At 68.4% G+C, this 20,357-nt stretch carries 17 protein-coding genes and 1 CRISPR repeat array; of the genes, 3 read left to right on the forward strand and 14 right to left on the reverse strand.

The window, feature by feature from the left end; all coding sequences use genetic code 11:
- Window positions 1-16: 16 nt before the first annotated feature.
- The 4 genes from OEB96_RS27470 to OEB96_RS27485 form a co-directional block, all read right to left on the reverse strand.
- A complete protein-coding gene (locus tag OEB96_RS27470) occupies window positions 17-628 on the reverse strand; it encodes a hypothetical protein (RefSeq protein WP_266219725.1) in 612 nt (203 codons plus the stop codon).
- Window positions 629-657: 29 nt separating this feature from the next.
- The gene (locus OEB96_RS27475) at window positions 658-3,042 is read right to left on the reverse strand and encodes a hypothetical protein (protein ID WP_266219726.1); all 2,385 of its coding nucleotides are present in this window, start codon (window positions 3,040-3,042) and stop codon (window positions 658-660) included.
- Window positions 3,043-3,510: 468 nt separating this feature from the next.
- Window positions 3,511-4,146 (reverse strand): hypothetical protein, encoded by a 636-nt coding sequence (locus OEB96_RS27480; protein ID WP_266219727.1) that lies wholly within the window; start codon window positions 4,144-4,146, stop codon window positions 3,511-3,513.
- Between the two features lie 142 nt (window positions 4,147-4,288).
- Entirely contained in the window at window positions 4,289-4,933 is a 645-nt protein-coding gene (locus tag OEB96_RS27485) for a hypothetical protein (RefSeq protein ID WP_266219728.1), read from the reverse strand.
- Window positions 4,934-5,304: 371 nt separating this feature from the next.
- Between OEB96_RS27485 and OEB96_RS27490 the strand changes: the two genes are divergently transcribed.
- The 3 genes from OEB96_RS27490 to OEB96_RS27500 all read left to right on the forward strand — a co-directional run bounded on the left by OEB96_RS27490 (window position 5,305) and on the right by OEB96_RS27500 (window position 7,992).
- Window positions 5,305-6,264: a hypothetical protein gene (locus OEB96_RS27490; protein ID WP_266219729.1), complete on the forward strand. Its 960-nt coding sequence runs from the start codon at window positions 5,305-5,307 to the stop codon at window positions 6,262-6,264.
- 472 nt (window positions 6,265-6,736) lie between these two features.
- Window positions 6,737-7,324 carry a hypothetical protein gene (locus tag OEB96_RS27495; protein WP_266219730.1) on the forward strand — a complete coding sequence of 196 codons (588 nt, stop codon included), beginning with the start codon at window positions 6,737-6,739 and terminating at the stop codon, window positions 7,322-7,324.
- 26 nt (window positions 7,325-7,350) lie between these two features.
- Window positions 7,351-7,992, forward strand: coding sequence for a hypothetical protein (locus OEB96_RS27500; RefSeq protein ID WP_266219731.1), 642 nt, complete (start codon window positions 7,351-7,353; stop codon window positions 7,990-7,992).
- 73 nt (window positions 7,993-8,065) lie between these two features.
- Here the strand turns inward: OEB96_RS27500 and OEB96_RS27505 are convergent, their stop codons facing one another.
- From OEB96_RS27505 to cas3, 10 genes are all read right to left on the reverse strand, one after another.
- Window positions 8,066-8,833 carry a hypothetical protein gene (locus tag OEB96_RS27505; RefSeq protein ID WP_266219732.1) on the reverse strand — a complete coding sequence of 256 codons (768 nt, stop codon included), beginning with the start codon at window positions 8,831-8,833 and terminating at the stop codon, window positions 8,066-8,068.
- Window positions 8,834-9,321: 488 nt separating this feature from the next.
- Window positions 9,322-10,936: direct repeats of the CRISPR family, unit length 28 nt; unit sequence GGTCCATCCCCGCGTGCGCGGGGGAGCC.
- Window positions 10,937-11,013: 77 nt separating this feature from the next.
- Window positions 11,014-11,568: a 3'-5' exonuclease gene (locus OEB96_RS27510; protein ID WP_266219733.1), complete on the reverse strand. Its 555-nt coding sequence runs from the start codon at window positions 11,566-11,568 to the stop codon at window positions 11,014-11,016.
- Window positions 11,565-11,861, reverse strand: coding sequence for a type I-E CRISPR-associated endoribonuclease Cas2e (gene cas2e / locus OEB96_RS27515; RefSeq protein ID WP_266219734.1), 297 nt, complete (start codon window positions 11,859-11,861; stop codon window positions 11,565-11,567). The genes OEB96_RS27510 and cas2e overlap by 4 nt, the downstream gene beginning before the upstream one ends.
- Window positions 11,824-12,720 (reverse strand): type I-E CRISPR-associated endonuclease Cas1e, encoded by an 897-nt coding sequence (cas1e, locus tag OEB96_RS27520; protein WP_266219735.1) that lies wholly within the window; start codon window positions 12,718-12,720, stop codon window positions 11,824-11,826. The genes cas2e and cas1e overlap by 38 nt, the downstream gene beginning before the upstream one ends.
- Complete coding sequence (locus OEB96_RS27525) at window positions 12,714-13,496, reverse strand: type I-E CRISPR-associated protein Cas6/Cse3/CasE (protein ID WP_266219736.1); 783 nt, start codon at window positions 13,494-13,496, stop codon at window positions 12,714-12,716. The genes cas1e and OEB96_RS27525 overlap by 7 nt, the downstream gene beginning before the upstream one ends.
- A complete protein-coding gene (cas5e, locus tag OEB96_RS27530; protein WP_266219737.1) occupies window positions 13,493-14,233 on the reverse strand; it encodes a type I-E CRISPR-associated protein Cas5/CasD in 741 nt (246 codons plus the stop codon). The genes OEB96_RS27525 and cas5e overlap by 4 nt, the downstream gene beginning before the upstream one ends.
- A gap of 5 nt (window positions 14,234-14,238) precedes the next feature.
- Window positions 14,239-15,501 carry a type I-E CRISPR-associated protein Cas7/Cse4/CasC gene (gene cas7e, locus OEB96_RS27535; protein WP_266219738.1) on the reverse strand — a complete coding sequence of 421 codons (1,263 nt, stop codon included), beginning with the start codon at window positions 15,499-15,501 and terminating at the stop codon, window positions 14,239-14,241.
- Between the two features lie 5 nt (window positions 15,502-15,506).
- Complete coding sequence (gene casB / locus OEB96_RS27540) at window positions 15,507-16,118, reverse strand: type I-E CRISPR-associated protein Cse2/CasB (protein ID WP_407674683.1); 612 nt, start codon at window positions 16,116-16,118, stop codon at window positions 15,507-15,509.
- Window positions 16,042-17,598, reverse strand: a complete 1,557-nt coding sequence (locus tag OEB96_RS27545) for a type I-E CRISPR-associated protein Cse1/CasA (protein ID WP_266219740.1) — start codon at window positions 17,596-17,598, stop codon at window positions 16,042-16,044. The genes casB and OEB96_RS27545 overlap by 77 nt, the downstream gene beginning before the upstream one ends.
- Window positions 17,595-20,264: a CRISPR-associated helicase Cas3' gene (gene cas3, locus OEB96_RS27550; RefSeq protein WP_266219741.1), complete on the reverse strand. Its 2,670-nt coding sequence runs from the start codon at window positions 20,262-20,264 to the stop codon at window positions 17,595-17,597. The genes OEB96_RS27545 and cas3 overlap by 4 nt, the downstream gene beginning before the upstream one ends.
- Between the last annotated feature and the right edge of the window lie 93 nt (window positions 20,265-20,357).

Here is a 20,357-nt window from a genome sequence, read left to right on the forward strand (position 1 = left end):
CTCGCCAACCCCGTGCTCAGTCGCATGGGGTTGGATCTTCGCCCTCGCAGTAGTCGATCTCGACGGTCCATACGGGCTCGCAGCGGTTGACCCAGCAGGCGCGGCCGGGGCGGAAGGTCTCGTAGGTCGAGAGGTGGCCATCGACCTCGAACTTCAGATCGCAGTCGTCGACGGTGGTCAGCCGGAGCGACTCGAGATCGTCCCATGCCTTGAAGCGCAGGGATTCCTCGCCCGGACCCGGCGAGAATTCGAGCCACGGGCCGGGCTGTGCTTCCCACCGCCACTCGACCTCGAAGGTTCCAAGCAGTTCGTTACAGGTTTCCATGGTCATGCTCGCGGTACCATCAGCAGAGATCTCGATGTTCACGAGCAGTGGGTCCCCAGGGTTGTCCACTTCCTCTCCGAGCGGAACGAAGCCATTCTCGTTGTGGAAGACGCCGATGAAGCGAGATACGTCCACGGGCTCCTCGGACGTGGACGTCGTCGATGCCTCGACCCCAATGGCGGTCACGCCGTCGCTTGCGCCCGTCTCGAGCCCAGTGCTGCTCGTGTCCCTGACCTCCGCGAGGACTGGACGGTCGGCGCACTCGCAGCCGCTGATGACCGAGCCGGCCGTGAGGAGGAGCACGGCAAGCGTGGATCCATGGTTCGTCGTCATCAGGAGCTCCTGCGTCGGCGCCGCCCGATGCATGCGAGGGGCATGAGCAGCCAGAGGGGATCGATGCGTCGATGTGCAGCCTGACACGCGCAGCCGTCGTCGCCACTGGCGCCAGGCCAAGCGCCCTCGGTCTCGGTTGCTGCAGGGGCGGTGGTCGTCGCGCTCGGGTCGTGACCGGTGCCCGCGGTCGAGTCGAGGCCCTCGGGCTGCTCGGGGTTGGTGCAGAGGCTGGCTTCGAGCTGGCAGGTGTTGGCGTCGCACTGAAGCTCGCCGCCCATGTAGTCGCCCCAGTCGCTGCACGAGGCCGCCGCCCAGTCGAGGCCGTCGCAGGTCTCGGTGCCCTCGCGGACGCCGTTGCCACAGGTCTGGCACAGGACCGGCGGATCCTCCGTGCAGTCGCGTAGGTCGTGGGCGCATGCGATCGCGTTGAAGTGGTCGTAGGCATCGGTGCCGTGGTTGCAGGCCACGTGGGTCGCCATGCCATCGACGAGCTGCTCGTAGCTCAGGGGGTTCAGGCGCAGCGAGTAGAGGAAGGCGGGGATGACGACATCGGCGGGGTCGACGTCGGAGACCCACTCGAACGACTGACAGTCGAACGGGGCGGTGGGCTCGCAGTACTGGCCATTGAGCATCTGCCAGAACGCCTGCATCACACTGTGGGTGTCGTAGCCTGGAGAGGTGTTGCACACGCCCGTGGGCACGGCACGCTGGAAGCCCGAGTCACAGTCCGTCATGGCAGCAGGGATGATGCAATCGGGCTCGACGCCCGGCTCGCAGCAGTGGAGGTTCACCTTGGGCTCGTCGGGCTTGTCGCAGTAGGGCGCCGTCTTGTCGCACGAGCCAGGACCAGGGCGCTGCAGCAGGCTGATGTCCTCCCCGACCGGGATGCAGGGGCCAGGGCCGAATGCCTTGACGTTGTGGCGGGAGAGCACGCTGATGATGTTGCAGTACTCGAAGTCGACGAGTTCGAAGGCATCGTGCAGGAGGAGCAGAGCGAACATCTGGGCGATGGTCTCGCCGAGCGGCGGGGCTTCCTGGCTGGTGTCCTCGAGGCACTCGAGCGTGCAGGGTCCGTTGCACTCGGGGGCGAGGTGCTTGGTGATGCCAGGGCCGAGGAAGAGGTCGGCGACGTGACCGAATTCGTGGGCGAGGGTGAAGACGTCGTCGCCGTTTCCGCCGGGGGGGTGGGTGGTGATGCGGCCAGTGAACTCGAACTCATCCGGAGCGGCGCTTGGTGGGTGGTGTACGATTTCGGGAAAGGCCATCGCTGCTGGGGACCCGCTCCCATAGCCAATCCAGTTCGCACAGGCAACCGCTGTCGTGGGGCAATCGCTGGACGCAGAGTTGATGAACGCCAGCATGCGAGGCATGAACGTACCCGGCGGTGTCGGGCTCTGAGCCCCGGGCTGGTACACCGGCACCGCCGAGTCCCACTGCTTGGTCCCACTGACCGGATCGGTCAGGTACTCGTCGATCAGTGCATACCAACTGTGCATCAGGTGATGGGTCAGTTGTCCGCTGAATGCAGAGCCATTCGTGGCCAGGAAGTCACCATCCGGATCCAGGATGCGCGACGCCACGATCTCCAGTTGTTGTCGCGAGCCGCCGTTGAGATCCAGCACCACCACCGCATCGGTCGCCAGTTGTACCTCTCCGCTGACGTCATCGATCGACCCGAGCAACGCACCTCCTCCCGCCAGCGTCGTCTCGACACTCGTCCCGAAGGCGGCAGGATCCGTGCTCGGGTCCGCCGTCCGTACCTGGATCGGCGCGGTCGTAACCAGGTCCTCCACCTCCAGCGTTCGGTAGCTCAGCAGTTCCAGGACCGGCCCCGGCGCATCGACATCGGCACCGACGATCACCCGCGCCAGCATCGACCCCGCGTACCTGGCGTGACCCACCCAGGCGATCCGTTGCGATTCCGGCACCGCGACCAACGCCAGGCCGTCGACCTCGATCTCTCCGATCGGATACCCGGTCCGCTCGTGCACGTGTTGCCGGATCGACCCGAGTGCAAGCCGCTCGTGGGCTTGCGCCGCCTCGTCCTCATAGTCGACCCGTCCATCCACGATCCGCCCGGTCAGCTGCACTGCGCGCGTGCCCGCGACCACCACTTGCACGAGGTCATGGGGCGGTAGTAGCGGCCACGAGCGGTGGCGTTGCACGAACCGCAGGATCGTCAGCCCGCCCATGCGCTGCACGAACCCATCCGCTGGAATCAGCTCCACGTGCGAGTCATCGAGGCCGGGTGGCAAACCGAGGTCTTGCTCGTGCTCGGTGATCCAGGTGACGAGTTCCGCCGCGATGACCTCGGCCGAGTCCTCGGGCGTAGCCAGCGACGCACTCTCGAAGAGCTGCGCCCCGATCGCAGCCAAGCCGTACACGGAGCCGTCGCCATGGCAGTAGAGTTCGAAACTGCATGTGGGCGAGCCCTCGGCACAAGGCAGCGTGCACGAGGGGCCCGTGGTCCCTGCCGCACACGGCTCGAGCGGTGAGCCGTCACAGTGCGCCGTGGTTTCGGCGGCCTGCTGCGGCGTACGAGGCGACGACTCGATCTCGCTCGCTACGACGGCGTCATGACCACTGCCTTCTTCAACGCCGATCGGTGGAGATCGATCGCATGCGCTCCCGAGCAGCCACGACGACCCAAGCACCAACCGGCCCACCAGACGAAGGAATCGAATCGAACGGTCCATCCATCGGGTGGCCTAGCCACCCGAATCGCACGCACCACAAGAACCCGTCGATTGATCGAAGAAGAATTCGTTGGTCGAAGAGGTCGGCCGGCCGTCTCGAGGAGACATCAGGCCCGCCGACTCGTGTGAGGCCGATGCATCCTTCTGCTCCGACACTCAGTCGCACGGCGTCGAGTCTTCGCCTTCGCAGTAGTCGATCTCGACCACCCACGTGGGTTCGCAGCGGTTCACCCAGCAGGCGCGGCCAGGGCGGAAGGTCTCGTAGGGCACGAAATCACCATCGACCTCGAACTGGAGATCGCAGTCGTTCACGGGAGTTAGTCGGAGCGACTCGAGGTCGTCACGAGCCATGAAGCGCAGCGACTCCTCACCGGGACCGGGTGAGAACACGAGCCAGGGGCCTGGCTGTGCCTCCCATCGCCAAGCATATTCGCGTGTGCCAAGGAGTTGACTGCAAGTCTCTAGCGTCATGCTTGCGGTGCCGTCGGCACGGATCTCGAGGTTCATCAGGGTCGGCTCCCCAGGGTTGTCCACCTCCTCCCCAAGCGGGACGAAGCCATTCTCGTTGTGGAAGACGCCGATGAAGCGAGAGACGTCCACGGGCTCCTCGGCCGCGTCGGCCGTCGAGGAATCTCCCGCCGTGGCGGTCACGCCGTCGCTCGCGCTCGTCTCGAGCCCGGTGCTGCTCGTACCTTCGCCTTGCTCGAACACTGGCCGGTCGGCGCACTGGCAGCCGCTGGCGGACGAACTGCCGATCGAGACGAGCACGGCGAACGTGGATCTACGGATCATCGTCATCATGATCTCCAGCGCCGGCGTTCCCACCGCCCGGCGCGGGCGGCATCGGCCGCGACGTGAGAGCCGCGAGCGAGGCCCAGCCTGACACGTGCTTGCATCGTCGCCAGCGACGCCCGAGGATCATCGAGACCGGTGCTCACGCGCACGGCGTCGGGTCTTCGCCTTCGCAGTAGTCGATCTCGACCACCCACTTGGGCTCGCACCGGTTCACCCAGCAGGCGCGACCGGGGCGGAAGGTCTCGTAGGGCACGAAGTTTCCGTCGACCTCGAACTGGAGATCACAATCATCGACGGTGGTCAGCCGAAGGGACTCGAGATCGTCGTAGGCCATGAAGCGCAGCGACTCCTCACCGGGACCGGGTGAGAACACGAGCCAGGGGCCTGGCTGTGCCTCCCATTGCCAAGCATATTGGCGAGTCCCAAGGAGTTGGCTGCAGGTCTCCAGCGTCATGCTTGCGGTGCCGTCGGCGCGGATCTCGAGGTTCATCAGGGTCGGCTCCCCGATACTGTCCACTTCCTCCCCGAGCGGGACGAGACCATTCTCGTTGTGGAACACGCCGATGAAGCGAGAGACGTCCACGGGCTCCTCGGCCGCGTCGGCCGTCGATGCCTCGACCCCAGTGGCGGTCACGCCGTCGCTCGCGCTCGCCTCGAGCCCGGTGCTGCTCGTACCCTCGTCTTGCTCGAACACTGGCCGGTCGGCGCACTGGCAGCCGCTGGCAGACGAACTGCCGAGCAGAACGAGCGCGGCGAACGTGGATCCATGGCTCGTCGTCATCATGAGCTCCAGCACCGGCGTTCCCACCGCCCGGCGCGGGCGGCAGAGGCCGCGACGTGAGAGTCGCGAGCGAGGCCCAGCCTGACACGTGCTTGCATCGTCGCCAGCGACGCCCGAGGATCATCGAGACCGGTGCTCAGTCGCACGGCGTCGGGTCTTCGCCTTCGCAGTAGTCGATCTCGACCACCCACGTGGGCTCGCAGCGGTTCACCCAGCAAGCGCGGCCGGGGCGGGGCGGATGGGCTCGTACGACTGCTGATGGTCCGAACCGGGTCGCGGGGTCGCACCGAGCCGAGTTGGACTGGTCGATCGCGGTCGATCGGAAATGGCGAGCGTTTGCAGCTCGTTCGGCGCGGTCTAGGACGTGGGCTCGGATGGTGCGTTTCATCGAGTGGGCCGCGGTGCTCGCCGTGGGAGCGGTGCTGGGCGGGTGTGTCGACCCGGACACGGGCGTTGGCCAGGGCAGCTCGACGGGGTGGACCGGCACGGCCTCCTCTGGCGGAGGGGACGGGCTCGAGGGCTCGCTGGACGGCGTCGGGGTGGACGAGACCGGGGTGGATCCGCCCGCGGAGCGCTCGTTCTTCATCGCCGAGTCGATGGACTTTACCAATAACGGCTGCATCGGAACCGACGTCAATGACGTGACGAGCACGTTCCGCGACGCTCTCATCGACGACGGCTGGGTGGGAACGCACGCGGTCGAAGGGCAGACCGCGCCGTCGCACTTCATCGATCCGATGAAGAAGCCCTTCGGCCTCGACGCGTGGGCGGGAGACTCGACGCCGCTGGCGGTCTACGCCGGGCATGGGTGGATGGACTTCATTCATTGGGGAACGGCCGACGACAGCCCAGGGGTGCCCCGAAACAAGCGATGCAAGGTGAAGTTCTCCGATGACGTGCGCCTGGGAGCCATGGCAGGTGGCTGGGCCAAGGCCGTGGTGTTGATGACGAGCTGTACGGGCCGCCTGGCCTGCTACGAGAGCTCGCTGGCCACCAGCGACACCACCCAGACCTTCGCCTTCAACAACAGCCCGAGGATTTGGGGCAACGCCGCCCGGTGGTTCTATCGCAAGAGCAAGCACATGGCGAATCGCTACGCTTGGCTCGAGGCGATGGATGATCGTCCCGGGCTCGGCAAGAACTCCCCGGTCGTCTATACACGGGCCATGAACCGCCCAGACGCTCTCGCCATCCACCGCGCGGCGCGTCTGGCCGATATCGAGCTGATTCCCAGCGCAAACGGCACCACGTGGTACGCGTACACGTGGGTAGACCACGGCCTTCGCGGCAAGTGTTCGCCTGTTCCAGAGGAGTGCGAGGGGGTCGATGACTAGGACTAGCAAGATGATGGAGGCCGCGTTGCGGCCGACGGCTCTGCTGCTCGCAATGAGCTGGCCCCCGAGTGGGTGCTCCGTTCCGGATCGAGCAGACCCCAGGGACCTGGATCTCGAGGGCATCGACACCAGCCCCACGCTCGTGCCCCGAGACTCGCTGACGCAGTTGGCTCGTGAGAGCTACGACGGTGCCGCCTTGGCGGCTCCACTCCCGCCCGTCGGTCGGACCGCTCCGCTCTTGCGGCTCTCGAGACCTCAACGGTCGGCCGACGAGCTCGCGCATCGTCTAGTCGTCGTGCTCCCGACCATGGGGCTTTCTCTCTCGACGCACGACGCGCTAGATTGGGCCGAGACGGTCGCGGGCGCGGCAGACACCGAACAGCCCCATATCTCCGAGCCATTGCCTGGCATCGTGGTCGTCTACGACGCAGGGCTCGATGATCTGAGGATCACGAACACGACTCTTCTCGACATGCGCACGCGTGTCGACTCCGATGAGGTGCCCTGGGATGACGCACGGCGCGTCGCTCGCACGCTGGTGGCTCGAGGCATCGTCGACGTGAGCCCGACGCTCGAAGGGGCAGAGGTCGCGTTCGTCAGGAGCGGGGTCAAAGGACCCAACGGTTCGGAGGAGCGATGGGTTGACGAGATCCTGTTCGAGACCACCCCGCGCGTGGACGGGCTCGCAGTGGTCGACGCTGGGCTTCGCATCGGTGTGACACCGACGCGCGAGGTTTCGTCGGTGCGGCTGACCGGAATCGTGACCGAGCCCGTGGGCACGGTCACCCTCGACGCCACCGCCGAGGCGCTTCGAGCCGCGTTCGCCGCATACCTCGTGGAGTCGTCTCCGCCGTTCGAGTCCATACAGGTGGAGATGCGACGACCCGTGTACATGCTGGACCCGGGCGCGAACTCGCAGCTCGTGGCCCCGCGCTACCTGATTTCGTACTCGATCATCCTACGTGACGGTGACACGCTCGTCTCGTCTCGTAACGAGGCGACGCTATGGAGCATGACGTCGTCCGAGCCGATGGTCGAGGTCGTTCTCCCACCCGGATGAGCAGCACGTAGCAATCGAGGAACTCCATGATGAGGCAACTACTCGTGGTCTTCGGCCTCTTCGTCTCTGTGGGGGTCGTTGCCTGCAATCGTGGCGGCCACTGTGAGGAGGCATCGCGCAGATTGGTCACCAACCCGCACGAGCCGCTGTTCATCGGCGGCACGCTGGCCGACGTGCGCGCCACCGTCGAGGGTACGCGCTCGGGGCCGATGCAGTGGCACGAGAATGAGCATCATGTGAGAGGGTTTCCGCGGCCAGGGCCGACGGAGATCACAGTGACGATCGTCGGGCCGCAGAGCGGTTGGGACTTGGACTACGAGGCAGTGAACCAAGCACGGAACGAGCGATTCATCTGCCCCCAATATTTCGAGACCGAACTCGAGATTCATCTACAGAGCGCGGATGGGGTGCTCGACGCGAGCATTCTCGCGCCCGTGACGTTCGGGGATCCGGACGGGGTGACGATCGTCGCCGACCTCAGCGACGAGGACCTCGGGGCGCTGCCATGGGATCCGGTCGACGAGGGCGCGGAGCTGTCGCTCTGGCTGACCTACGGGAGCCTCGACGGCCCATATGGATCGCTGCGGTATCGGCGGTTGGAGCGGGATGACTCCGGGCAGAGCGGCGTCGGCATGTCGGTGGACCTCGCGACATGGGTGTTGGAGTAGCGTTGGCGAGACGCGACCTGGCCAGTCGCGGGCGAGGCTCCGGCCGGTGGGAGATCGCCGCGGTGACCGCTACCTACGCGTCGAGGCCGTCGGCGGGCTCGCTCGCGTCCGCGTCGTCGGTTTCGCTCGTACCACCGCCCCCGGAGGCTGCGCGGGCGCGGAAGTTGTCGATGGGTTGCAGCAGCATGCGCGTCCGCTCCACGCTGGCCGAGTCGTCGTCGTCGAGCTCGCCGAGCACGCGACTGGCGTGCTGCACGATGGTGGTCTGCATCTCGATCACCACCGAGCGTTGGTCCACGGCTTGCTCGACCGTGCGGCCCATGGCCTTGACCATCTCGGCGTAGTCCTTGGCCGCCTTCTTGAATGCCTTGATGAAGCTCGGACCGACCAGCTCGTCGAGCGAGGCGGCGAGCTCGGGGTCCTTCAGCTCGCCCACGATGCGTCGCATCTCCGCGTCCTGAATGGCGAAGGAGGCCTGGGTGAAGCGCAAGCCCTTGGGGAAGAGCAGTCGCAGGTGCGCGCTGGCACGCTGGGCCGGCTCGCCGTCGTCGTGCAGCGGCCAGGCCTCGAGGCGGAGCTTGATGGCCTTGCTGCAGCGATCGGCACGGCGGTCGAGCTCGAGGTCTCCTGCTGCGGTCGAGGCCGCATTGGCCCGTGCTCCGGCTGCGTCGACGCTGCGTGCCTTGGCGAGGACCTTGCGCAGCTTCTTGAGGCTCGCGGCGATCGCCGTGGAGTCGTCGCCCTTGGCGACGTCGACGAGCTGCTCGAGCAAGGTGGCACCATTGCCGATGCCGATGCGAGGGGCGACGGCATAGACCGCACGATCGATGGTGAGGGGCATTGGGGCGGGTATGAGGGGATGGATCGGAGGTGGCAACACCGAAATCGAGAGGATCGTGACGATGGCAGTGCAAGGATGATTGGCGGCAGGATCGGGAGGCAGTGATCGGAAGACGAGGAGCAGTCCGTAGGTCGCGCATCATGGCCGGCCTGGAACGAGTGGACCAAATACGGACGCAGCGGAGGTGATGGCATGCCCGAGATCGGGATCGGGTGGGAGTGGGGGAGGAGGCGACCTTGGGCGATGCGATGGATGGTGGGTGGCGATGTGGCGACGACCTGCGCGCGATCGGGTCCGGGTGTGTCGAGGCGAGGCGATGACCTGCACGCGATCGGGTCCGGGTGTGTCGCGGCGAGGCGATGACCTGCGCGTGGCTGGGTCGAGGTATGTTGTGGTGAGGCAATGACCTGCCTGCGAGCGGGCGCAGGTGGGTTGGGGCAAGGCGATGACCGGCGGGGGAGTGAGTCCAGGTGGGTTGCACCGAGGGCGGTCCATCCCCGCGTGCGCGGGGGAGCCAGCGTCGCCCACGGCTCATGCAGGGTGGTCACCGGTCCATCCCCGCGTGCGCGGGGGAGCCCCTCGCAGCTGCCCTCGGCCGTGCGAGCGCTGGGGTCCATCCCCCGCGTGCGCGGGGGAGCCGGGCGACTCCGGCGGCTGCGGATAGAGCAGCGGGGTCCATCCCCGCGTGCGCGGGGGAGCCTCTACGGAGCGGCGCGGGCTATCGGGGTGCCGGGGTCCATCCCCGCGTGCGCGGGGGAGCCCCGACCTCGAGGTGAACGCCAATGATCCGGATGGGTCCATCCCCGCGTGCGCGGGGGAGCCGCCACCCGCTGCTGCAGTGGGGCCGGGTAGACCGGTCCATCCCCGCGTGCGCGGGGGAGCCAGCTTCTGCTTCGCCGCTGCGTCGCCGAACATCGGTCCATCCCCGCGTGCGCGGGGGAGCCTGGGTGCGACCGTCGAGAGTGCGCCCGGCGATCGGTCCATCCCCGCGTGCGCGGGGGAGCCTAGCGCTGCTCGTACGCCTCGGCGCCCGCTTCGGGTCCATCCCCGCGTGCGCGGGGGAGCCGTCGGCTCGGCTCACCATTCCACCCACCTCCCCGGTCCATCCCCGCGTGCGCGGGGGAGCCCGGAACATCACTCGCATGGTGCCCGCGGTCGCGGGTCCATCCCCGCGTGCGCGGGGGAGCCCCGATCTCGTCGGTCTTGACGACGCCGGCTCGGGGTCCATCCCCGCGTGCGCGGGGGAGCCTTTGGGCTTGACCATGGCTATGCCTCGGCCTCTGGTCCATCCCCGCGTGCGCGGGGGAGCCGCGTAGCCCGGGAGGCGCTCCTCCATGCGCCGGGGTCCATCCCCGCGTGCGCGGGGGAGCCCTGACCTCCCACCCCGCGCGGTACTCGAGCTCCGGTCCATCCCCGCGTGCGCGGGGGAGCCGCTCGCGCATGCGGTGCAGGCCTCGATCGGGCGGGTCCATCCCCGCGTGCGCGGGGGAGCCGCCCGGAGCTCGGCCTCCTCGGCCACGAGGGCGGGTCCATCCCCGCGTGCGCGGGGGAGCCGCGTAGCCCGGGAGGCGCTCCTCCATGCGCCGGGGTCCATCCCCGCGTGCGCGGGGGAGCCCTGACCTCCCACCCCGCGCGGTACTCGAGCTCCGGTCCATCCCCGCGTGCGCGGGGGAGCCGCTCGCGCATGCGGTGCAGGCCTCGATCGGGCGGGTCCATCCCCGCGTGCGCGGGGGAGCCTGCTTGGCGAGCACGGATCACCGACTCCCAGACGGTCCATCCCCGCGTGCGCGGGGGAGCCACCCCATGAAGGGCGTGGGCGTGGGAGGGCGAGGGTCCATCCCCGCGTGCGCGGGGGAGCCCGCTCCATCTCCGCCTCGATGCGGTCCGCTTCAGGTCCATCCCCGCGTGCGCGGGGGAGCCGCTCGGGCGGACGGGCGCAACGTGGTGCAGAACGGTCCATCCCCGCGTGCGCGGGGGAGCCCCGACCTCGTCAGCCCTCGGGTGACCGAGGAGCGGTCCATCCCCGCGTGCGCGGGGGAGCCTCCTCGCGACGCCACTCGGCCACCTCTCGATCGGGTCCATCCCCGCGTGCGCGGGGGAGCCTCTGCGTGGTGGCCGCAACCTACCACGCAAACCCATGTTCCTCACCCAAATTATCAGGAATCTCCCCAGCCCGCCCTTCACGCCCTGCGCCCGCGCCCCCCAACCATCCGCTCCACCTTCCTCCGCCCGAGCTCCGTCCCCCATGCCGCCAGTACGATCCGCGCACACGCCAGCGCATCGGACCCTGGTTCATGGTGCTGCAGTGGGATCCCCAGCCTCCGGCACACATCGGGCAGTCTCGTCGGTCGTAGCTCCCAGACCGCCCGCGCCAGAGCCATCGTGCACACGAATGGCAGCCGTGGGGTTGGCCGCTCGGCCTTCTCGCAGCATGCCATCAGCACCTCGCGGTCGAACTCGGCGTTGTGAGCCGCGATGAACCTGGCTCCATCGACCCACCGACCGATCCTGCTCCACACCTCACCAAATTCATCCGCGTCAATGACATCGAGCGGTCCGATGCCATGCACGCTCGTGTTCTCGAACCGCTTGGTCGTCGGCCGGATGAACTCCACGACCTCCGCTGCCACCTCGCCGCGATCCACCCGCACCAGACCCACCGCCACGGCCGAGCGCGGCGACCGGTTGGCCGTCTCGAAGTCGATCGCCACGAAGCTCGGCGGCCCTTCGCTCATGGTGGATTCCGCACCAGCACGAGCCCGTCGTGCGCCACCAGCTCTCGCTTGGGTAGCCCCAACGTCAGCAATCCCTGGCCTCCTGGCTCGTGCTTGCTCGGCCACGTCATCACGATCGAGCCGCTCTCGAAGTGCAGGAACCACTCCGACAGCACGCTCCACACCCGCCTTCGCACGGCCTCGTTCATGTTGGGCGAGGTGAACACTCCCGGTGCCACCTCGCACATGCACGACGACAAGAACCCACGAAAGCGATCAGGAAGCGCCGTGGTCACCACCACCGTCATCGGCATCGAACAGCTCCTTGATCTTGTCGAGCATCTGCACGACCAGCTTGTCCTGTCGAAAGCGCTTGCCACATGCTCGCCGAACCGTGCGCTCGAGCGGCTCGTCGCGGACCCCGCTCCGCAGGCGCTCCTTGACCGCCGCGAACGCCACGGGGACCGTCGCGCCGTCGCGGAACAGATCCGCCACGTCCAGCGCGAATGCGAAGCCCGAGTCCTCGTGGATGAAGCCGAGCTGCGGGATCGCCCCGCTGATCGCCACCGCCAGCTCGGCCATGGCCAGCACCGCCGTCGATGCATGGTTGATCGCCTGGTTGGCCTCGTCCGCAGCCTCTGGCGCGGCCCGATCGTAGCGCCGCCCGTGCCAGGGGATCCCGTGCTGCGACGCGAGCAGCTTGTAGAGCGCCTTGACCCGTGCCCCCTCGATGCCTCGCAGCACCGTGATGTCGTCTTCGGGCAGCACCTCGCCCAGCCGCCACGCATACATCCGCCGCGCCACCGCGATCCGTCGCTGGGGATCCGCCCACGCCCGTGCCTGCGCCCGCGCGCGTGCCGACTGGTCGGGCTGCGGGGGTAGGCTGGCGTAGAGCCGCACCCCGCCGTGCCCGATCATGGCCAGCCCCGTCTGATGGCGCGCGAGGATCCGCGCGGCGTCGTGGCTGAGCATGCTGCCCGGCCCCAGCAGGATGAACGAGACCGTCTGGTGCGGGATCCCATAGGTTCCCGCCGGCAGATCGTCGAAGCCGGCGGTCTTGAAGCACACCGTACCGTCGTCGGCCACGAGGTGACCACGCTCGAGCCACACGAGCCCGTGCCGATCCACCTGAGGGATCCGGGCCGTCTCGAGCCCCAGGCGACCCTTCAGCACGGTGCACCTCGGTGCGGTCGCAGGAGCAGCATGCCGAAGCCGAACGCCCGATGCCGCCCGACTCCACGCCGAAGCAGCATGCCGAACGCCTCGGGCTCCACGACCTCGAGCACGCCCCGGAAGGTCACGTCGGGCTTGCGCAGCCGCTGCTTCGCCCGGCGCTCGGGGCCTTGCGTCCGGCGCAGCAGCGTCTGGAGTTCGAAACGATCGACCACCGCCTCCTGCACGCGTGCGCCTTCGGTGCGCGCGAGCGCGGACGACAGCCAACCGCGGTAGACGGCCTCCCGGTCGGGCTTGGGGCCTTCGGGCTCCTTCCATGCCGCGGCCAGGAATGCGTCGACTTCTGCTCCTGCTCGCACATGTGGGCCCGCCTTGGCCACCCGCACCGTCGGGCACGCACGCACCTGGAAGCCCAAGCGCTGCCCCGGTCGCCATGCAGCCGGCATCGGCTTGTCGGCCGCACGCTCCCAGTCGACCAACCGAAACGCCTCCGGATCGGCATAGGTCTCGGCCTGCGCCCGGAGCTCGGACAACGAGCGCGAGGAGTAGGCCAACAGCTCGAGCATTCGCTCTTGCCCCGGGCGACGCGGTGACGTTGGTCCCCCGTGCGTGACCGCGAACAACGACGGCGCATCGTCGCCGAACGCCGCCGCGAGTCCGCAGTGGATCGCATAACCGAGGTCCTCCACCGGGGGCAGTCGCTGGCGCTGGCACAGCGAGAACAGGCGCGGCAGGTCGAGGTCGAGGCGCAGCAAGTGCAGGGCATCGGTGCTCATGGTCGTGCCTCCTCGCCGCCCTCGTGCAGACCCTCGAGCATGGTGTAGTTGCCCACGTGGATCTGGTTGTGCCAGTCCCGCTCGTCGGTGTGTTCGATACGATGGGCGCCCGCCTCGTGCTCGTGGTCGTCTCCCAGCGGCCACCACAGCCGCATGCGCTCGTCGGCCGCACGGTGCCGCGGCCCCTCGGCGGAGATCACCGCCGCGCGCAAGCTCGACGCCTGGGCTCGGCCGAGCAGGATCGGCGCGGCTGGCAGGCAGCACTTGCGGCCCAGGAACAACGGCCGTGCCGGTCGAGCCAGCGCAGCCTCGAGTTGGTCGAGGGTCGGCGTCTCGTCGGCAGGGCTCAGCGTGAGGGCGATCGTGAACACGCTGTCGACGAGGTAGAAGCGATGGCGGATGTGCGTGCCCGTGTTGGCCGTGCCCGTGCCTCGGGGATCGAGCGTCCCCCGCGTCGTCCAGGCCACTTCGTCCAGCAGCGAAGGATGGCTGAGATCCACCGTCTGGTAGTCCTCGCGCTGCTCGCCCCCATGGTCGCGACGTACGGCATGGCGCAGCCGTCCCTGCAATGCCATGAGCGCGTCCTGATCGCGGTGGTCGTAGCCGAGCGCATTGCCCAACAGTCCCGTCAGCAGCGAGCGCCCCGGGAAGGCACCGGTCCTCCCCAGGCTGTCCACCGCCGTGGTCCCAAAGCTCATCATCGGCGCATCGAAGCGCAACAACAGCACGTCGAGCATGAGCCTCATCCTTCCGCGGCTGCACTCGCAGCCCAGTCGGCCACCTCGGCGAGGTTGCCCCGGTGCTCCTGCCCGAGCGCGGGCCCCAGCGCCTCCACCGGGCCCATCCCCGCGAAGCGCCGCTCCGGTCCCCGTCCGAACATCTGGTCGAGATCCTCGAGGTGCTTGGCGAGCGCCACGTAGGTACCCTTGACGATGTCTCCCTCGCGATCGGGTCGCACGGGCTTGAGGAACGCGTTGGCCAGCGAGCGCGGCTGCTCGGCCCCGCGCTCCACCAGCACGAGCTGTGCGTAGCTGTGCGGGGCCGTGGAGCCCAGCTTTGCGCCTGGCGACACGGTGGCGATCAGGCGAATGATCCGGCGGATCACCTCGGCCGCCAGCGGCCCGCGGTGCTTGGTCCAGTCCTTGCGGTCCACCCCGCCTTCGAGATTGGAGATGAGCAACGGAAGGTCCACGGCCACGTATCCATAATAGAGGCCCGTCGTCAGCTCTGCGCTTCCGATGTGGCCGCTGCCCATGGCCGAGTCGTCCCGCTCGCGCTCGAGGTCGTCCACGGCCGAGAAGAAGTCCGACTCGGTCATCTCCTCGTGCACCGTGAATGCGTGCGCCACGTGGATCGCCGCATCGGTACGGGCCAGCATGTCGCTGGTCACCATGCGACCGAACAGGGCGGCGTCGAGCCCCGCGCCCATGCGCAGGCCCTTGAGGTTCTTCTGCCGCTCGCGATCGAAGTGCGACTTGGCGGCCGCTTGAACCTTCTTCACGAGGTCCTTGCCGTCGGCCTCCTTGGCGGCCGTGGCAATCGCCAAGGCCTCCGCGAGCAGGAAGTCGACCTCCGGGCGACCGAGCACCGTGATCTGACTGGTCTTGCAGGAGTCGTCGGCTTCCTCGGCGTCGGCCCCCTTGCTCTTCTTCTTTTCCTTGGCCTTGGCGCTCTCGCCGAGCACCAGCTTCATGACCTCCTCGGTCGCGGCCACCGCCAACGGTTGCTCGATGCCCTCGGCCACCATTCGGTCGCGCACGAACTGCTGGAACGTCACGCGGGAGCGCACCGACATCGCCACCGGTCCCTCGCCCAGGTCGATGCTCGACAGCGCATGCGGCCCCTCGGCCCGCCGCCAGTGTCGCTTGAGGCACTGCGACGACACGCGCACGCGGGTGGCCCCGCCGAAGGGGATCCGCTTGGCGAAGCCCACGTCGTCGCGGTTGAGCAGCGACGCCGGATAGGAGGTGAGGGTGTGGATCTGCAAGAACGGCTGGTCGGTCATGGCGGTCAGGACTCCTGGGAGGTGGTCTGGCGTGAAACGGCGGAGTAGTAGCTGCGAGCGAGGTTGCGACGGACGCGATCCTCGCCGGATCGACCGTCGCTGAGCACCAGCTCGGCGACGTCGGCCCAGTCGACGGGCACACCCTTGGAGACGAGCTGATGGGCGAGCGGTCGAACGAGGGCCAAGAGCGCGTCACCATGAGCCCTCAGGAGCTTGAGCACGCGCATCTCGTGCAGCTTGGCCTCAGCCGCGGCCTCGCCCAGCCTTCGCTTCGGCACGTGCAAGCCTGCGCCGGCGACCTCGGCCAGGCCGCCGAGGATCGCCGCCCAGCGGCGCTCGTGCTCCTCGCGGTAGGGAGGCGCCTCGGGCAAGACTGCTCGCAGCTCCCCCACGACGATCCTCCAGAACGCAGGAGCGTCGGGGGCCTCGAACGCGATCCGCCGCAGCGTAGCGCGGTCGCCGATCGCTCCCTCATCGGCCAACCTAGCGGCGACCCTCGAGATGATGGTCCGAGTCGAAGTAGTCTCGTCTTGCGCAACGTCAGGCATGGGCTTGCTCCTCGGTCGTGGTCTGTGGGGCGGCAGTGGCTTCGGGGAAGGACCTCCGCAGCGCGGCATGGAAGCGACCCTCCGCAGCCGCTCGGGTGCGGTAGCGGTGGACATCGGGTATCGGCGTCTCGCCGAGCGCCTCCAAGAAGGTACGGCGGAGGAGCGCCACGAGGACCCGATCCCAGCGGACGCGTGCGGCGTCAGTGTCGAGTGACGCGGTGTCGAACAGCTCGGCGAAGAAGCGGTCGTCGATGCGTGCATCGAGTCGGTCTAGCCACGGCTGGACGCGCTTGTCGGTGTAGTCGAGATCACCTGCGCCTTGCAGCAAGGTACACACGGCCGGTTTGAGCACACTACGGCCGGCCTCGGAGGCACGGTCGAGCTGGGTCTTGGAGCGTATGCCGAGGTGCTCGCCGCCGTCGGGCTGGGCGAGCATGCGCCGAGTCTTGGCAGGGATGGGGATCCAGCGCTCGTGATAGCCGTCGGTCTTGCCCTGTCCTCGGACCAACGCCATCGCAACGACGACGGGCGCGTCGCCGTCCGAAGGGCGCAGCCTGAGCGCTGCGGGCCGCTGCCAGTCGCCGAACAGGATCTCGTGGAGCTTGCGGTAGTTGAAGCCGGCAGATGCGATGGTCAGCGCGGCGAGCCCTTCCTTCTTGGACGACGCCTGAACCGGAGTCCAGATGTCCCCCGTGTCGCCAGCGCTGTCGCTCGAGTCGATGCGTGGCTTGGCCGATGTGCCCGTGTGGGCCACCAAGCCATGCTCGATGGACTGCAGGCGGATCCGGCGGCACGACTCGATGAAGAACGGGTGGAGACCACGCGATGATCGGCACGCCTTGCCGTCCCACGGCAGGGTCCACAGCAGCGCGGGGCCTTCGGGGTCGTAGCCGTAGTCGTCCACGAGTCGGCCGCATTGCTCGAGCCACACGGCCACGTCTCGGCGGAAGCGATCGCTCCAGCGAGAACTCGGGGCGAAGGCCATGCACGGGCGATTTCCAAAGCCGCCATTCATCCGCAGCACGCCGTAGTTGCCGGCTCCTCCGAAGCCCTCGAAGGTCTGCTTGGCCACCAGCGCCAGCAGCCAGTGCTCGGCCGCACCAGCAACCGCCCGCTGGCCCTTGACGTCGAAGTTGCGGGTGGTCAGCAGGATGTCGAGCGCATCCGGGGTCGCCACCAGGTTCTTGAGCACGCCGATCTTCTTCTCGGGCACCGGTGGTTGCAGCAACGCCGGCTGGTCGAGCGCCTCGACCACGAGACACCAGGGCTCGCGAGCGCCGTCGGTCAACCCGAGCAGCAGCTCTTCCCACGCGCTGGCCTCGGTGGGCAGCTCGTCCTGTCCGGCTCGCTCGAGTGCGATCGCACCGAGCTGCACGAGGAATGCATGCCAGGGGTGGCGTTGATGAGGCTGGAGGGCCGCGAAGGAGATCGTGCGATCCGCCGAGAGCCACGCCAGCACCTCGCACAGGGTGGCGTGTCGACGCTCGTCTCCGTCGTCGAACAGCACGGTGATCAATCGTTCTCGCAGGACGTCGTGGTCGGTGCTCATGGCTCTCCCTCTCGATCCAGCCCCGGATCGGATGCCGGCCGCAGGCCCAGGCGGTCATAGACGTACTCGGCATCACCGTAGGTGAAGCGCAGGATCCCCCCGGACTCCACGCTCGCGCCCACGGGTGCGAGCGGATCCGCGGGCGTTCCCCGGAGCAGGAAGTGGGGCAGGGTGATGCGCTGCACCGGTTCTCCGAAGGGTCCCGTCACGCGCGGCTCGAAGGTGACCAGGCGATCGTCCTCGCCGAGCCGCGTGGTCACCTTGCCGAGTTCTTCGGCCGAGGGGAACCTCGCGCCTCGGCCGTCCTCGTCGTCGAAGGCCGACTCGCGATCGATGACGTAGAGCCTGGCCAGGCGGCGCTGCGTCAGCGAGCCACCCAGGACGCGGTCGCCGTGCCGGGCCCACGCATCGCCCAGCTCGTCGACGATGGCCTTCAAGGCATGGGGATGCGTCGCGCCTTCGACCAGCGCTCGGTTGTCCTGCGGGATCTCGAACATGCGCCCGCGCTCGCATAGCCGCAGGGTGGCCTCCAAGACCCGGAGATCGGGATAGACCGTACCGTAGCCGTGCGGGCCGATCGCCGTGCCGTCGTCGCGGATGTACTCGACGAGCGAGCGCTCCTCCGGCACGAGCACCTGCACCCGCGCTCGCTCGAAGCCCGCGGGGCGAGGCCGGTCGTGGCGGTGCAGACGTCCCACCCGTTGGAGCAGCACGTCCATCGGGCACAGGTCGGTGAGCAGCAGATCCGCGTCGAGGTCCAGGCTCTGCTCGACGGTCTGCGTGGCAACCAAGACCTTGCCGCTCCCGCTGGGTCGCTGCTTGCCAAAGAGCGCCTCGACGGCTGCATCGAGCCGGCGCCGATCCTCGCGCGCGTAGCGTGAGTGGTGCGGTGCGATCACCTCGCCCACCGCAAAGAGCAGCTCATGCGCCCCTCGGGTCGGCGCCAGGGCTTCGAGCGCCTGCTGGGTGGCCACGCAGTCGCGCACGAGGTTGCGGACCACGAGCACACGGGCGCCCGACTGTGCGGCATCGAGTGCGGCGGTCGCAATCGCCTCGGGGTCTTCGGCCACCCGCAGCAGCTGTGGGTCCACCTTCTTTCCGGCTCCGGTATGCGCGACCGCGTGGCGGTTCGGCGGCTCGCCTCGAGCCGCATGGGAGATCAGCGGATACGGCTCGCCCACCGCGTCATCGAACGCGGGCAGCTCGGGTCGACGCCCAGCCGTGGCGAGCAGGCGTCCGCGGGCGCCCGAGCCCAGCGTGGCCGACATCAGGAACGCATGACCTCCGGCCGCGATGTGGAAGCGCAGGACCGCCTCGAGCAGCGCGATCATGTAGTCGTCGGAGGCGTGCACCTCATCGATCACCAGCAAGTGCCGTGCGGCGCAGGTGGCTCGCATGTGCGCGTGCGAGACCATGAGTGTGGAGAGCAGCACCTGGTCGATCGTCCCCACGACCACCGCCCCGGCGAGATAGCGCTTGGGGTGCTCGGCGGCCCATCCACGATGCCGCCATCGGTCCTTGCCGTCGTCGTTCCACAACACCTCGAAGCCGGGCAGTCGTCGTCCCTCGCGATCGTCCACGCGCAGGTAGCCGGGTACGGCCAGGACCACGGGCGGACGCTCGTCCTCGCGAGGGAAGGCTCGCGCGACCGCGTCGCCCACCCGTCGATGCAGCTGGGTGGCGGCGGTGCGGGTGGGGAGGGCGAAGTACAGCCCGTCGACCTCACCCGCGTGGAACAGGCGCATGAAGCGAGCGAGCGCAGCCTCGGTCTTGCCCGAGCCCGTCTCGGCTTCGAGGACGGTGAGACTGCCCCGGGGATCCACGGGGAGCTCGAGGCTTGCCTGCTGAGCCGGGCGCGGATCGAAGTCGCTGATCGACTCGAAGGACGGGGCCGTGGTTCCGAGCGCACCGCGGCATGCGGTCACGTCGACCCCAATGGCGTGAGCCGCCGCAGCGGCTCGCTGGCGTGCCAGCGGCATGCGGTCCGCCTCGTCTTCCTCGCTGTAGGGGAAGTAGGTCGTGTCCGAGCCCAGCCAGTCGGCCAGCATGACCAGCCCCGCAAAGCCGTGCTGGAAGGCGGGGGTGCTGGGCAGCGGCGATGCTCCGGTCTCGTATGCAGCCGGGAACCATCGGCGCGTCGCCTGGTGGAGGTTGGAGATCGCGTCGAAGGGATCCCCCCAAGACCCTGGCGCCCAGGCCCGCGGGTCCAGGCGCATCATGGAGAACGAGCCGGGCCGCCCATGATGGCCGATGGCGGCTACCAGCAGCTTGCACGCGACGTCGTTCGGTGCCCAGCGGTCGAGATCGTCGAACGGTAGCGCGCGCACCAAGCGTTGCTGGAGGTCGAGGTAGTGATCGCCGAAGAGTGCGAGCGCTTCGTCGACGTGCCCGTGTACGAAGGGGGCACCCGCCGTGGCCTTGTTCTGGAAGCCGTAGTTGAACTTCCCCAGGTCGTGGAACGCGGAGAGCACCGCCAGTCGAGCGATCTGGGAGTCGTCGAGGTCGTTGCGCTCGCCCCATGCGGCGAGGCGTCGCCGGAGCACCGTGGTCTGGAGTAGCCGCTCGCAGCAAGCCGCCACGTCCGCGCAGTGCGACGACAAGGGGTGCCACCGGGGCTCACCGTCTCGCGAGAGCTTGCCCCAAAAGCCCGACGGACTCCCCCGCATCGGCGGATGATGACCGCTCCCATGTCCGCCGTCGCCCCTTGCGTCCCGGACTGGGACGGAGAAACCACGGTTTTCCGACGGGACATGGCGTGA

The sequence above is a fragment of the Paraliomyxa miuraensis genome, assembly GCF_026337845.1.
Classification (GTDB): domain Bacteria; phylum Myxococcota_A; class Polyangia; order Nannocystales; family Nannocystaceae; genus Paraliomyxa; species Paraliomyxa miuraensis.

Coding starts and splice junctions, on each gene's coding strand:
- OEB96_RS27480 (WP_266219727.1), bottom strand. CDS start 4,146: ATGATCCGTAGATCCACGTTCGCCGTGCTCGTCTCGATCGGCAGTTCG.
- OEB96_RS27485 (WP_266219728.1), bottom strand. CDS start 4,933: ATGATGACGACGAGCCATGGATCCACGTTCGCCGCGCTCGTTCTGCTC.
- OEB96_RS27490 (WP_266219729.1), top strand. CDS start 5,305: ATGGTGCGTTTCATCGAGTGGGCCGCGGTGCTCGCCGTGGGAGCGGTG.
- OEB96_RS27495 (WP_266219730.1), top strand. CDS start 6,737: ATGCGCACGCGTGTCGACTCCGATGAGGTGCCCTGGGATGACGCACGG.
- OEB96_RS27500 (WP_266219731.1), top strand. CDS start 7,351: ATGATGAGGCAACTACTCGTGGTCTTCGGCCTCTTCGTCTCTGTGGGG.
- OEB96_RS27505 (WP_266219732.1), bottom strand. CDS start 8,833: ATGCCCCTCACCATCGATCGTGCGGTCTATGCCGTCGCCCCTCGCATC.
- OEB96_RS27510 (WP_266219733.1), bottom strand. CDS start 11,568: ATGAGCGAAGGGCCGCCGAGCTTCGTGGCGATCGACTTCGAGACGGCC.
- cas2e (WP_266219734.1), bottom strand. CDS start 11,861: ATGCCGATGACGGTGGTGGTGACCACGGCGCTTCCTGATCGCTTTCGT.
- OEB96_RS27525 (WP_266219736.1), bottom strand. CDS start 13,496: ATGAGCACCGATGCCCTGCACTTGCTGCGCCTCGACCTCGACCTGCCG.
- cas5e (WP_266219737.1), bottom strand. CDS start 14,233: ATGCTCGACGTGCTGTTGTTGCGCTTCGATGCGCCGATGATGAGCTTT.
- cas7e (WP_266219738.1), bottom strand. CDS start 15,501: ATGACCGACCAGCCGTTCTTGCAGATCCACACCCTCACCTCCTATCCG.
- casB (WP_407674683.1), bottom strand. CDS start 16,118: ATGCCGCGCTGCGGAGGTCCTTCCCCGAAGCCACTGCCGCCCCACAGA.
- OEB96_RS27545 (WP_266219740.1), bottom strand. CDS start 17,598: ATGAGCACCGACCACGACGTCCTGCGAGAACGATTGATCACCGTGCTG.
- cas3 (WP_266219741.1), bottom strand. CDS start 20,264: ATGCGGGGGAGTCCGTCGGGCTTTTGGGGCAAGCTCTCGCGAGACGGT.